The organism is Rhodococcus sp. 2G, assembly GCF_001886355.1.
GTDB lineage: Bacteria > Actinomycetota > Actinomycetes > Mycobacteriales > Mycobacteriaceae > Rhodococcus > Rhodococcus pyridinivorans.
This window is the reverse complement of the sequence record NZ_CP018063.1, coordinates 4,440,227-4,453,152: the sequence shown is the minus strand read 5'-3', so window position 1 is coordinate 4,453,152 and position 12,926 is coordinate 4,440,227. Positions and strand designations below refer to the sequence as shown.

The following is a 12,926-nucleotide window of genomic DNA, read 5'->3' as shown; positions in this document are numbered from 1 at the left end:
GGATCAGTTCACACCACACCGGAGGGCATCTCGCAGATGCAACTATCTCACACCCGGCCCGTCGCCGCGGCGAGGTTCGACGACCCGAATCTGATGTCGACCGCGGGGCTGGTCCCGGTGATGGCGTTGGCGCAGGCCAGCGGCCTGCTCACCCTGGCCGATCAGCACCTGAGCGTGCCGACCGACAAAGGTGCCAACGCCGGCTACAAGGTCGGGTCCCTGATCGGTGGGATGGTCGCCGGCGCCGACAGCATCGCCGACCTGGCACTGTTGCGGCACGGGGCGATGGAGACCGTCTTCGACCGCCCCTATGCACCGTCGACCCTGGGATCGTTTCTTCGCCAGTTCAGCTTCGGACACGTCCGGCAACTCGACGCCGTCGCCTCGCGGTTCCTGGGCAACCTCGCCGAGAAGACCCCACTGGTCCCCGGCATCGACACCGGGCGAGTCCTGGTCGATATCGACGATTCGATCATCGAGGTCCACGGCCACGGCAAACAAGGCTCCGGCTACGGCTACTCCGGCGTGCGCGGACTCAACGCCCTCATCGCCACCGTCACCACCGAGACCGCTGCTCCGGTGATCGTCGGCCAACGCCTGCGCCGAGGAGCGTGCGGCTCCGCACGCGGGGCCGCCCGGATGGTCTCCGATGCGCTGGCCACCGTCGACCGGCTGCGTTCCCAGGCCGGCGGGGCGGACGGCCACGGCGCGTCGAAGCCCCTGGTCCGCGGCGACTCCGCTTTCTACGGCTATCCCACCATCGGGGCCGCGCTCCGCGCCGGCGCCGATGTCTCGGTGACCGTGCGCCTGACCTCCACCATCAAACGTGCGATCGCCTCCATCGGCGACGACGAGTCCTCGTGGACGCCGATCCAGTACACCGACGCCCTCTACGACGAGGGCACCGACACCTGGATCTCGCGGGCGGAGGTCGCCGAGATCCCGTTCACGGCGTTCGCCTCCCAGAAGAAGGCCCACCACGTTGCGGGACGGTTGGTCGTGCGGCGTATCCCCGACCTGCGACCGAAGAAAGACCAAGGTCAGGGCACGTTGTTCGACATCTGGCGGTTCCACGCGTTCTTCACCACCACCGACCCCGACGACCTCGATACCGTCGCCGCCGACAAGACTCACCGCCAGCACGCCATCATCGAGCAGGTGCACGCGGACCTGAAGAACTCCGCACTCGCCCATCTACCGTCGAACTCGTTTCCGGCGAACGCCGCGTGGCTCGTCTGCGCGGTGATGGCGTTCAACCTCACCCGCGCCGCCGGGACCCTCACCAGCGATCCCAAACTGACGAAAGCGACGACCGGCACCCTCCGCCGCACCATTGTCTCGGTCCCCGCCCGCGTCGCCTCCTCGGCGAGACGGTTGACGCTGCACCTCCCGCAGAACTGGCCGTGGGAAACAGCGTGGCACAACTTGTTCGACAACACCTTCGGTCGCGCACACCCGATCGTCGCCTAACGCCCAGGACATCTGCCCACCCTCAACGCGAAAGCCCCAGTGGAACAACCCGACACGAGAGGTCGGATGCTCAACCATGCCCACACACCGTCCCATGCCACCCAACGAAACTCGCTGCGATCAGGCCAGCGAATCGGTGCATCCGGGTTAAGCCACACGCTCGACTTGGGTCAGGACGTTCAGCTGTCGGCAGCCCACCTACTGGGCATCCAGCCGCCCCGGGTATGGGTGATCGGTGCGTGCTGGGCCGGCCGCATCGATCCTGACCCGGCCTCAGACCCACTGGGTCTGCCGACACTCGCGATGATCACAGGCTCCGACCACATCCTGGCCGGGGTGTATCCGTTGCCCGACGGTGACCACGACGGGAGCTCTCCAACTGCCGCTCTGCTAGCCGACGTCTACCCCAGCCTTGCCCGCGACGTGTCGCCCGACGTCGCACTATGGCTGGCCCAGCAAAGGATGCGCGCCTCCGGCGGCCCAGTACACCACTGGGCCGGGCTGGTTGACATTACTTCAGGCTACGCGGACGGCTGACTCCGAGCGGCCGCGCAAACAACCAGACGGTCGGACAATGGCGCAACGGTCGGTCGCTTACGTGGGCGCGCGGCGTTCGGGCTTGGGCTCGGGCTCGACCTAACGCCAAGATCGTATCCGCGCGCATCTGTTTCCTAACGCAGGGAAAGCCACTAGTGTGACTGTTCGCTGCGAATTTTGACGCAATGAGGGGGAAAGCGTGCGGATTCAGTTCACCCGATCGGCTGGGGCACCATGACGGCGGTCATCGGTGGATGACTTCGGCCGGCTATATCCCGGTGAGTTTCTTCGCCCCGACGAGAGCAACATCGACGATCTGGTCGACAAGATTGCCACGATCTCGCAGCGACTGAAGTCGGGCGCGGAATCGATTGGGGGAAGGCGGCCCATCGATTCGACGATGCGCTACCCCGAGGCCACGGCATACCCGGCGCTGCCGCTGCGAGGTTTGACGTCCGAGCAGGCGTTCACTCATTCGTTGGAGGCGTTCGAAGGTGCTGCGCGCTGGCATGATCCAATGGCGCTGTTCAACCTGGTTCCCTCGCCATGGCTGGACACGGTGGCACTGTCAACGTTCACGTCCTTGCACAATCCCAACGCCTTCTTCGACCTAACGTCAGGCAAAGTCAATCTGCTGGAGAAGCGAGTGAGCAGGATGCTGGGCGAACTCGCGGGGTGGCCGGACGCGGTGGGGATTGCCACCAGCGGCGGGAAGGGGACATTACTCTACGCTATCAAGGCTGGCTTAAATCGACTCGACCGCGGGTTCATCCGGCGCGGCATTCACGGTGCGCCCGTGGTCATCGCCAGTCAACGTTGTCATTTCTCGCTCGAAAGCATCTGCAACTTCTTGGGTTTGGGTACTGACAACTGCATCCGGCTTCCGACTGATACCGAGGATCGGCTGGACCTCGATGCGCTAGAAGCTGAGCTCTTGCGATGCCACCGGCAGGGCAGACAAGTCGCTTGCGTAATCGCTTCCGGTGGAGGCACGTTGAACCTGTCCATCGACGACGTCGGCGGTATCCGCTCGCTACTCGACGCTTACGACGCCCCGCCGTATCTGCACTTCGACACTGTGATCAGTTGGGCGTGGCTGCTCTTCGGTGCTGACCCCGGCCACTATCAAAGCACCGTTCGCGCCGCGGACGTGCTGCGCAAGATCGAGACGGCGTCGGCCGCAGTGAGGGCAGTCCGCTCGGCGGACTCCTTCGGCGCCGATTTCCACAAGACGGGTCTGTGCCCGGCAGTCAGTAGCTTCTTCGTGACCAGGACCGCCGACAACCTTGTTGGCACCGACGACGTCAGCCCACTCGATGAGCACACGCAGTGGGGCGATGCCCGCTACTGTGATGTCAGTATCGAGAATTCACGCTCCAGCCACGGCATCGTTTCGGCCTACCACGTGCTGATGCGACTGGGCGTGCACGGGATGCAGGACTACCTCAGCTACCTGCTGAGCGTCCGCAGCGTTCTAGGCGAGTTGGTCGAAAGGCATTGGAAACACAGGTTTGAAGTCGTAAATACCCGAACACTGGGCTTCGAACTGGTGATCAAGATCCATCTCCATGGCGACAGACACAGCTACGCCGAGCTCGCGTCTGCGCCAGCGAATGTCCAGCGCGATTACGTCGCGCGCTGTGAACGGTTCCGTCGCTTCATCACCTTTGATCAGCACCCCGACGGTCGCGCCGATCCGTTCATCGGCTACGTGGCGCGGTATCAGTACGGCACGGACTCCGAGGGCCTTCCAGCGTTCCTGCTGTATCCCATCTCGGCCTTCATCGACGGCACAGCTGCGGCAGAGATACTTAGCCGACTGGCGGGGGCATGCGAACAGTTCGAATCTGCGGTACCCGACGGCGACTGTGCGCACGACGGTGCCCGACTGCGCAGGGAACCTCCGAAATGATCGAGTGGCACGCCATGTGTGACGAGCTCCGCATCGATCGCGGAACGTTGGAGGATCAGATCGCGTGTGAGCTAGGCGACTTCGAACCGAGTTCACCCGAGGCGATCCGCAGGCGACGGTGCTGACCGAGTCGGCTCCTGCTCCCGTTATCTTTTTGAGGGTCCTTGAAACCGAGGGCCGCGGTCGCCAGACCTGGTATGACTTCTTTCCCCTGTCATCAATGATCCGGGGGCTGGGCGAGTATAGGATAATTGCATCTCACCTTTGAACCGAAGCTGGAGTGCCTCGTACTCCTCGTCCCACTCTGCTTGCCTAATCTGCGGCATGTCGTCGAGGATGGTGAGAAAGCTCGGCGGCTCCGATGCCAGCTCGTAGATCTGCTTCTGACTGAAGACGCGGACCGGTGCACGGTCGCACACGCGCCCAGCCTGTGCCTCCCACTCGGATCCATCCCAGAGCTCGATCGGGCCTTATCCCCGGATTGTGGACACGGGTGGTGGATTACGCGGCGGATGCCAGCATAGCGGTGTAGAGGGTCTCATAGGTGTCCGGGGACCGGTGTCCGCACCAGGAGTGCCTCCTTCTGGTGTTGTAGCGGGTGACCCAGCGGAACACCTGGCGTCGGCATGTGGCCTCGTCGGGCCAGGTGTTCGCGCTCTGGAGGACTTCTCGTTTGAGGGCGGCGTTGAAAGATTCGGCCAGACTGTTGTCGGCACTCGTGCCGACCATGCCCATCGACTGGGTGACGCCGAGACGGTCGCAGAGAGCGGCGAACTCCTTCGACGTGTATTGACTTCCGTGGTCGCTGTGAAAGACGGCCCCGGCCAGTCCATTACGAGCCTGGTCGGCGGCACGGAGGGCGTCGGCGACGAGGTCGGTGCGCATATGGTCGGCGATCGCCCAGCCGGCGAACTTACGGGAGTAGCAGTCGATGACTGTCGCCAGATACAGGTTGGCTCCGCCCTCGATCGGCAGGTACGTGATGTCGCCTACGTAGATGCGGTTCGGTGCGTCGGCGGTGAAATCCCGCTCGAGCAGGTCGGGCACCTTCCGGTCGGCAGGTTCGGGGACTGTGGTCGTGACCCGTCGTCGGCGCCGGTAGCCGACGATGTCGTTCTCGCGCATCACCCGGGCCACCCGCTTGTGATTGATCTTCTCGTCCGCAGCAACACCATCGTTGAGTTCGGCAGTAATCCTCGGGGCTCCGTAGGTGTTGTCCTCGGTGTGGATCACCCGGATTCGCTCGGCCAGCTGCGCGTCGTCCTCGGCGCGAGCCGCCCTCGTCGGCTCTGCGGACTTCCAGGCATAGTAGGACGAGCGCTCGATCTCGGGTGAGCTCGCATAACCGCTTCACCTGATAGGTGTCGGAGTGGTCGGCGACGAAGCGGAAGCGGTTCACCATTTCGTCTCCCCGATGCTTCTATGTCAAGCCGCCGCCGAAAACGTTGCATTCGCGACCTTTCCGAGTGCAGATTCGTCGGCACGCAGGACCTGAAACACGCGGTCGGAGACGCGACGGCGGAGCAGGCGCAGTGCCTCTCGCCGGCTCTTTCCGGCGGCCTGCAGCTTGTCCACATAGCCCTTGCCCTGACCGCCACGGGCGACTTGAGTGATGGCGATGGCGTGCAGAGCAGCGTTGACAGTGCGGTTACCACCACGGTTGAGACGGACCCGCTCGTGGGCCGACCAGACCGGGATCGGGGCGGTGCCGTTGAACTTCGCGTAGGCGTCTTTGGAGGGGAACCGGTGCGCGCCGGCGGTCTCCCCGATGATCACTGCCGCCGACAACACTCCGCACCCGGGAACGGCGAGCAAGGACGGCGCCAGCACCCGTACCCGGCCGCGGATCTCGCGTTCGAGGTCGTCGATCCGGCGGGTCATCTGCCGGCACCGCTGCAGGAGTTCACCGGCAATCTGCGCGACCACTCCGGTGAACTCTGTAATCCGATCGGCGAGTTCGTCCATCACACAGTAGCGTCGGAGCCCCCGTGCGGGGACGTGCAGTTCGGGATCGAGCTCGTGCAGATGCCACCGCAACCTGTTGATGAGTTTGGTTCTCTCACAGACCAAGTCGTGGCGGTGATCACTGAGGAGCTCGATCTCACGGGCAGGTCCGTCCAGTCGCGCGATCGGTAGGTTCGGCTCGCGTAGCGCGGCCATGGCGACCGCCTGCGCGTCGATCGGATCGGACTTGCCCGGCTGGCGGGCGCTGCGCCTGTGCACGGCCATCAGTTGTGTCTTGACGCGGACCACCGCGTAACCACGGCGCAGCAGATCCGCCTCCAGTCGGCGGGTCACGTGCCGGCAGTCCTCGAGCGCGAACCGCACCTGCGGCCACTGGGCGGCCCACTCGAGCGCCGACAGATGTCCCGCAGTGGTGGCCTTGACGGTCTGCTGCCCGAGCGTGCGTCCGACCTCGTCGACCGCGACGAAGGTGTGGGTGGATTTGTGGGCGTCGACTCCGATGATGATCACCTGACGACTCCGATCCGTGAAGGGGATGGGCCAGGTCGGTCGTCGTTGGGCACGCCTCAATCGGGCATCAGCGGCACGCTTCTATCAGGCCACACGAACGACCGCCCCGGGCCCGGCGGGACCGCACATCGGGACAAGCCACCGACCAGAGTCGGGGCAGCGAAATATCGAGCGAATCCCACCGGACCTGTCCAGGATGACATTGAGGCGAAATACTTGGCCGCCTGGCGGAGGATCTCGCGTTCGGTGGTGAGCTTGGTTGTCTCGGCTCGTAGGGCGGCGTTCTCGACTTCGAGGCGGGCGAGTTTCTGCTCGACGGTCTCTGGTGCGTCACCCGCGCCCAGGCGTGGGCTGTGGGGCCGTGCCGGTGTGTGCACCCGGGTGCCGTCGACGTGGGTTTTGGTGCCGGTCCCGTATTGGTCGATCCAGCCTGTCAGGGTGCCGCGCACGACCCCGAGGTCAGCGGCGATACCTCGGATCGTCGCGCCCGGTGTCGACTCGTACAACTCGACCGCCTGGCGCCGGAACTCTTCCGAGTAGTTCTTGCGTGACATAACTGAAGATCATCTCGCTTCCCCAGCGGTGCTGGATTCCGCGTGTCCAAGAACCGGGGTCAAGGCCCCAGAACGACGACGGCGTCACCGAACCAGTTGCCCAGGTCCAGGCCTGCGAGTCGGCACCGAACAGGATTCCGTGGGGGAGAGGTATTGCCTGCGAGCTCCACTATCTGCGGCGACGACCCGACCAACGTGCTCGCCGACTTCGCTGACACAGCGCACCTGACCCGGTGCAGCACTTGCCCACGCAACCGGATGGGCACCAAACCGTTATTGCGCTGCCGGACCACGGGGGCAAGTCTGCGGCACTGATTCCACGCCGCCGGTGCGCTCTCACCGGAGGAATACCGCACGTGTCGAATTCCGCACCTCCCACCAGCCGCCTGATGGGTACAGCGATCGTGCCCAGATTGTCTGGTCATTGATTGGCGGCGGTCTCCAGCATCTGGACAGACATCTCGCGCATCTCGATCTTGCGGATCTTGCCGGTGACCGTCATCGGAAACTCGTCGACGATGTGCACGTAGCGGGGGATCTTGTAGTGCGCGAGCTTGCCCGTGCAGTACTCGCGCAGCGACTGCGCGTCGAGCGGCGCCGCCCCCTCCCGCATCCGGATCCACACCATGAGCTCCTCCCCGTACTTCTCGTCGGGCACGCCGACGACCTGCGCGTCGAGAATGTCCGGGTGGGTGTAGAGGAACTCCTCGATCTCCCGCGGGTAGATGTTCTCGCCACCACGGATGACCATGTCCTTGATGCGGCCGGTGACCGAGACGTACCCGTCGGCGTCCATGACGCCGATGTCGCCGGTGTGCATCCACCGGGCCTTGTCGATGGCCTCGGCGGTCTTGTCGGGCTGGTTCCAGTAGCCGAGCATCACCGAGTAGCCGCGGGTGCACAGCTCGCCCGGTTCACCACGCGGGACGGTCAGGCCCGTGGCCGGGTCGACGATCTTGACCTCGAGGTGCGGGCCGACGCGGCCGACGGTGGACACGCGCTGGTCGATGGTGTCGTCGCTGCGGGTCTGCAGGGACACCGGCGAGGTCTCGGTCATGCCGTAGCAGATGGAGACCTCGGTCATGCCCATCCGCTCGATGACCTGCTTCATCACCTCGACCGGGCACGGGGAGCCGGCCATGATGCCGGTCCGCAGGCTCGACAGGTCGTGGGTCTCGAAGGAGGGGTCGGCGAGTTCGGCGATGAACATCGTCGGCACCCCGTACAGGGAGGTGCAGCGCTCCTCGGCGACGGCGGCCAGGGTCTGGGCCGGGTCGAAGGCGGGTCCCGGGATGACCATCGTCGCGCCGTGGCTGGTGCAGGCCAGGTTGCCCATGACCATGCCGAAGCAGTGGTAGAAGGGCACCGGGATGCACACCTTGTCGTTCTCGGTGTAGTGGCACAGCTCGCCGACGAAGAATCCGTTGTTGAGGATGTTGTGGTGGCTGAGGGTGGCGCCCTTGGGGAATCCGGTGGTGCCGGACGTGTACTGGATGTTGATCGGATCGTCGGCCGACAGGTCACGCTGGGCGGCGTCGAGCCGGGTGCGGTCGTCGGCGAGTGCGGCGCGTCCGGACTCGGCGAGTTCGTTCCATTCGGGGTATCCGAGCAGCACCACGTGCTCGAGGTCCGGGCAGTCGCCGCGCACCTCGGAGATCATTGCGGCGTAGTCGGACGTCTTGAAACTCGGCGCGGAGATCAGCATCCGGATCCCGGCCTGGGTGAGCACGTACTGCAGTTCGTGCGAGCGGTAGGCGGGGTTGATGTTGACCAGGATCGCGCCGATCTTCGCGGTGGCGTACTGGACGAACACCCACTCCGCCCGGTTCGGCGCCCAGATGCCCACCCGGTCGCCCTTGCCGATGCCGGCGCGCAGCAGACCGAGCGCGAGGGCGTCGACCTCCGCGGCGAGTTCGGTGTAGGTCCAGCGCCGGCCGGCGGCGCGGTCGACGAGCGCGTCCCGCTCGCCGTGCCGGGCGACGGTGCGGTCGAAGTTGTCGCCGATCGTGTCCCCGAGCAGGGGCACATCTCCCGTGGCGGAGGTGTAGCTGGGAAGTGGGGGCAAGGCAAGATTGGTCATCTCCGTGCGCTCCTTGTGAGAATTGTTTGTAGAAGAGTTCGTGTCGGGGTCATCCGGCGCTGCCGGGGTTCCGGTTCCGACGGGGTAGCCACTCGTATCGGCGAACGTCGACTTCGGTGCTGGCTCGTGGGTGTTTCAACGACGTGCCCATCCGTTCTCGCGTGGTACGCAGGTTGCGGACGTTGTGGGCGCGGGAACGATGGAAAGGGAACCCCGGACAATGTCGAGTGGGTCAACCCCGCGAGTCCGTAGTTGTTCAGTCCGTGTCGTTTGGCCGGGTTGCCGGGGGAGCCCGGGGCGGTGTATTCCGACATCGGTAAGGACCTGTGCCGCGACTTCGTTGCTGCGGCAATCCCCGGACAGTCCCTGTGCGGTCCTGGCGTCGGCGCTGTCTGGAGTTACCGGTCCAGGTTCCGGCCAGCTCTATGGTGGTGGAGTATTCGTTCTCGCCGTGAGGCACGCGAGTAGCGGCGTGGCTTCTTACGGGGGCCTCGAAGCCATTGCACCCGACGGTGGACGCTCCGTACGGTATCGCGCATTTATTGCTCCCTTTCCGAGCGGGTCGTTGTGCAGAAGGCGGTTCGTCTGCAGCGGGATTCGTGGTTCGATATCTGGATCGAAGCGCTTGGATGTGAAATGGATCGGACCGAAGCCCCCGTGACAGGTCTTGCGCATTCCTGTCATCCCCCAAGTCTTCGACGGAAGGAAGTCTTCGACGGAGAGGACCTACGCCGGTCGCGGGGCGGACCGGAGGGGTAGGTCGCCGTTGATCCGCCCTTTGACCACCCCTATCGGCATAGTTCCGTGACGGCTGCGACGGAAGCGCTGGCTGCGACACTTGCAGCGGTGATGGCCAGGCTCAGCCGACTGGGTTTGGGACAGTCCAGTGCGAGTGTCCGCTCGCGCTGACGACTGACCCAGGCCGAGACCAGGACAACGCACGCCGCGGCCAGGACTGGCGGCACGGTCTCGGCTCCGCCGTGCTTGGCAGCGCGATGAGCGAGCAGAGCGGTGACGACGAGCACAGAAAAGGCGGTTCGGCGCCAGGCCAGGGCCGTACGTTCGGGTTGCAGTCCGGGATCCCGTAGGTGCGGAGTGCTCATGACGCCACGATCACCACGCAAGCAAGTAATGCCACCAGGGCCAGTGCGGCCGTGACAGTCGTGACCATGGTCGTACCGCGGAGGGGTCCACCCCTACGAATCGCCTGCTGAGCGGTCCGCCAGTGAAAGTACGCCCCGATGGCCAGCAGAACCGACAGGACGATGAACGCCAGGGAAATCGCATTCGGGGCAACGAAATTCCCGGACACAGGAAGCAGCTCGTGGATCGCGACACCGGCCGCGAGTGTGCCCAACGACGTTCTGATCCAGGCGAGGAATGTTCGCTCGTTTGCCAGGGTGAAGCGATAGTCCGGTTCGGCATCGGCAACACCGTTTTCGCGTTCGTTGTCGGTCCGTGTTGTCACCTGTGCCTGCCTTCGCCAGAGTGATGAGGGGCTACCGCGGCATGGAATGTCATTGCAGCGCGTGGTCGTCGACTCTTGAGATGCAGCGGAACCCGATGTGGCATGTCGAGGTCTCTTCCGTTTCGCCTTGTCGTGCGGCGGGGCGGTAGCGCAGGCAGTAGTTCGGGGCGCACAGGTGCGATCCGCCTTTGATGACTCGGCGTGGGTAGGGCTCATGCGGATATTGGATACCGGTGGCGGTCTCAGCACGGGGGTTGGCGGGAATGCAGCACGAGTGGGTCGGCGCCATGTTCTTGCCGCGCGTGGAGTGGTCGCCGGTGAAGTAGTCGGCGGTCCACTCCCAGACATTTCCCGCCATGTCGCTGAGGTGATAGCCGTTGGGGCGGAAGCGGCCGACCGGGGAAGTACCGGCAAAGCCATCTTCGAGCAGGTTTTGCCAAGGGAATTCGCCTTGCCAGACGTTCCCGCCGGGCCGATCGCCGGGCTCATGTTCCTCGCCCCAGACGAACGGCTTGCGATCGAGACCGCCGCGGGCCGCGAACTCCCACTCCGCTTCGGTGGGTAGCTCTTTGCCGGCCCATTGTGCATAGGCACGAGCGTCGAACCAGGACACCTGGGTGACGGGATGGCGTTCCCGACCGCCGACATTGCTGTCCGGCCCTTCCGGATGCCGCCAGTTCGCGCCAGGAACGAAAGACCACCATTGTCGGTAGTTGTCGAGGGGAACCGGTCCCGTAGGAGGGTCGAACACCAGCGACCCCGGTACGAGCAAGGCCGGATCGGCATCCGGATACAGCGACACTTCCGGGGCGAGTTCGGCGGTGGTGACGTATCCGGTGGCCTTTACGAAGCGACGGAACTGCGCGACTGTGACCGGATGGGTGTCCATCCAGAAGCCGCCGACTGTGACCTGATGGACGGGGCGCTCTTCGGGGTAGAAGTCTTCCGAGCCCATCCAGAAGGTTCCTCCGGGAATCCAGGACATGTCTTTCGGGGATGTGCCGGGAGGGTGACCGGTGGCTGGATCCCGCTGCGATCTTGTGGAGGCCTCGTCGATCCGCGATGTCATCTGTCGCCCACCGCCAAGGTCGGGGCGGGGGACCGCTGTAAGGAGTGCTTTGCGGCGCGTTTGGCGAGGCGAGTGTGGTCGGACTGCGGGTGGATGAGCAGTCCGGCGATCACGCCGGCGGCGAGCAGGATGACCGCGCAGAGGACGAAGGCCAGGTTGAACCCCTCGGCGGGGTCGGCGGCTCCGTCGAGTAGGCGTCCGGTCAGGGCTGGGGCGATGATGCCCGACAGGGAGTAGACGGCCGCGTAGGCACCGAGGACGCCACCGTTGCGCCCGGGAGGGCTGAGTTCGGAGCACAATGCCTGCCCGATGGGTACCGCCACAGCCGACATTCCCAGCCCCAGGCACAGCAGGGCGATCTTCAGCCAGACGGTTTCAACGGCGAGTGAGGTGAAGATGCATGCTCCGCACAGCAGGAGGGCGATGCTGGTTACCGCGCCGCGGGTGATCCTGCTCGAGACGCCGCGGTTCATCAGCGATCGGCTCAGCGTGCCCTGAATGATCATGGACAGGGCCATCAATCCCCACGGGATCGCGACGAGCCAACCGATCACGGCGCCGCTGAAACCGAGCACCTTGGCGAAGTAGATGGGGATCCACGCAATCATGACGGCCAGCGCCCAGTATCCGGCGAAGCCGGCAAGAACCGAGCCGATCCACGTCCTGGTGGCCAGGATGCGCCAATACGGCACCGGAGCCGCGGTTGCAGTGCCGGTCACGGGTTCCACCAGTTTCTCCTTGGTGGCTTCCAGTTGCGGTGCGGGCCCGTCCGCGCCGAAGCGGAGCCACACCGCCACCCAGATCAGGCCTACCACCGCCATCACCACGAACGCGGCCCGCCACCCGAAGGTGCTGATGACCCAGGTCAGTCCAGGTGCGGCCAGGACGACGCCCAGGGGCGCCCCGATAGTCAAGATGCCGCTGACCAGGTCACGATCCCGGTCGGGGAACCAGGTGTGTGCCGCGCGGTTGGCCACCGGGTATGCAGGACCCTCGGCAGCGCCGAGCAGCACTCGGGAGCCGAGCACGACCCAGAATCCGAAGGCGCCGAGCGGGGCCAGCAACGGTAGCTGGGCAACGGACCACAGCACCGCCATGACCACCAGCATCCACTTGGTCGGGACACGGTCACTGATGATGCCGCCGACTATTGCGGAGATGCTGAACAGCAGAAAGAACCCACTGGCGATCAGCCCGTACTGGCTCGAGGAAAGACCGATATGTTCCATGATCGGTCCGGCGGCCAGACCCAAGACGGCCTTGTCGGCGAAATTGATGAGCATGAACGCGAGGAGGAGTCCGGTGATGAGCCAGGCTCGTTTCCGGTCGACGGGGAGAGCTGAGGTTGTCATATGACTGCC

At 64.9% G+C, this 12,926-nt stretch carries 9 protein-coding genes and 2 pseudogenes; 3 read left to right on the top strand and 8 right to left on the bottom strand.

Annotation, left to right across the window (positions count from 1 at the left end; all coding sequences use genetic code 11):
• Positions 1–36 precede the first annotated feature (36 nt).
• The 3 genes from BO226_RS21140 to BO226_RS21130 all read left to right on the top strand — a co-directional run bounded on the left by BO226_RS21140 (position 37) and on the right by BO226_RS21130 (position 3,919).
• Positions 37–1,470, top strand: a complete 1,434-nt coding sequence (locus BO226_RS21140) for an IS1380 family transposase (protein WP_071935986.1) — start codon at positions 37–39, stop codon at positions 1,468–1,470.
• Between the two features lie 66 nt (positions 1,471–1,536).
• The gene (locus BO226_RS27290; protein ID WP_156895306.1) at positions 1,537–2,007 is read left to right on the top strand and encodes a CHAT domain-containing protein; all 471 of its coding nucleotides are present in this window, start codon (positions 1,537–1,539) and stop codon (positions 2,005–2,007) included.
• Between the two features lie 250 nt (positions 2,008–2,257).
• Positions 2,258–3,919 (top strand): pyridoxal phosphate-dependent decarboxylase family protein, encoded by a 1,662-nt coding sequence (locus BO226_RS21130; RefSeq protein WP_064257623.1) that lies wholly within the window; start codon positions 2,258–2,260, stop codon positions 3,917–3,919.
• 501 nt (positions 3,920–4,420) lie between these two features.
• On the opposite strand, the pseudogene BO226_RS21120 reads toward BO226_RS21130, so the two are convergent.
• From BO226_RS21120 to BO226_RS21085, 8 genes and pseudogenes are all read right to left on the bottom strand, one after another.
• Positions 4,421–5,333: pseudogene (locus BO226_RS21120) on the bottom strand (IS3 family transposase); the annotation flags it as partial.
• 11 nt (positions 5,334–5,344) lie between these two features.
• Positions 5,345–6,394 (bottom strand): IS110 family transposase, encoded by a 1,050-nt coding sequence (locus tag BO226_RS21115; protein ID WP_064257624.1) that lies wholly within the window; start codon positions 6,392–6,394, stop codon positions 5,345–5,347.
• 209 nt (positions 6,395–6,603) lie between these two features.
• Positions 6,604–6,948: pseudogene (locus tag BO226_RS21110) on the bottom strand (transposase); the annotation flags it as partial.
• Positions 6,949–7,369: 421 nt separating this feature from the next.
• On the bottom strand, positions 7,370–9,028 hold the full coding sequence (locus BO226_RS21105; protein ID WP_071935984.1) for an AMP-binding protein: 1,659 nt from the start codon (positions 9,026–9,028) through the stop codon (positions 7,370–7,372).
• A 788-nt stretch (positions 9,029–9,816) separates the two neighbouring features.
• Positions 9,817–10,131, bottom strand: a complete 315-nt coding sequence (locus BO226_RS21100) for a DUF202 domain-containing protein (protein ID WP_071935983.1) — start codon at positions 10,129–10,131, stop codon at positions 9,817–9,819.
• Positions 10,128–10,496 (bottom strand): YidH family protein, encoded by a 369-nt coding sequence (locus BO226_RS21095; RefSeq protein WP_064257269.1) that lies wholly within the window; start codon positions 10,494–10,496, stop codon positions 10,128–10,130. Before BO226_RS21095 ends, BO226_RS21100 begins: the two co-directional genes overlap by 4 nt.
• Positions 10,497–10,545: 49 nt before the next feature.
• Positions 10,546–11,481 carry a formylglycine-generating enzyme family protein gene (locus tag BO226_RS21090; RefSeq protein WP_064257268.1) on the bottom strand — a complete coding sequence of 312 codons (936 nt, stop codon included), beginning with the start codon at positions 11,479–11,481 and terminating at the stop codon, positions 10,546–10,548.
• A gap of 80 nt (positions 11,482–11,561) precedes the next feature.
• A complete protein-coding gene (locus BO226_RS21085; RefSeq protein ID WP_064257267.1) occupies positions 11,562–12,917 on the bottom strand; it encodes an MFS transporter in 1,356 nt (451 codons plus the stop codon).
• Between the last annotated feature and the right edge of the window lie 9 nt (positions 12,918–12,926).

Bases quoted from the DNA above. Each gene is read 5' to 3' on its own strand.
- BO226_RS21140 (WP_071935986.1), top strand. From the start codon at position 37: ATGCAACTATCTCACACCCGGCCCGTCGCCGCGGCGAGGTTCGACGAC.
- BO226_RS27290 (WP_156895306.1), top strand. From the start codon at position 1,537: ATGCTCAACCATGCCCACACACCGTCCCATGCCACCCAACGAAACTCG.
- BO226_RS21105 (WP_071935984.1), bottom strand. From the start codon at position 9,028: ATGACCAATCTTGCCTTGCCCCCACTTCCCAGCTACACCTCCGCCACG.
- BO226_RS21100 (WP_071935983.1), bottom strand. From the start codon at position 10,131: ATGAGCACTCCGCACCTACGGGATCCCGGACTGCAACCCGAACGTACG.
- BO226_RS21090 (WP_064257268.1), bottom strand. From the start codon at position 11,481: ATGTCCTGGATTCCCGGAGGAACCTTCTGGATGGGCTCGGAAGACTTC.
- BO226_RS21085 (WP_064257267.1), bottom strand. From the start codon at position 12,917: ATGACAACCTCAGCTCTCCCCGTCGACCGGAAACGAGCCTGGCTCATC.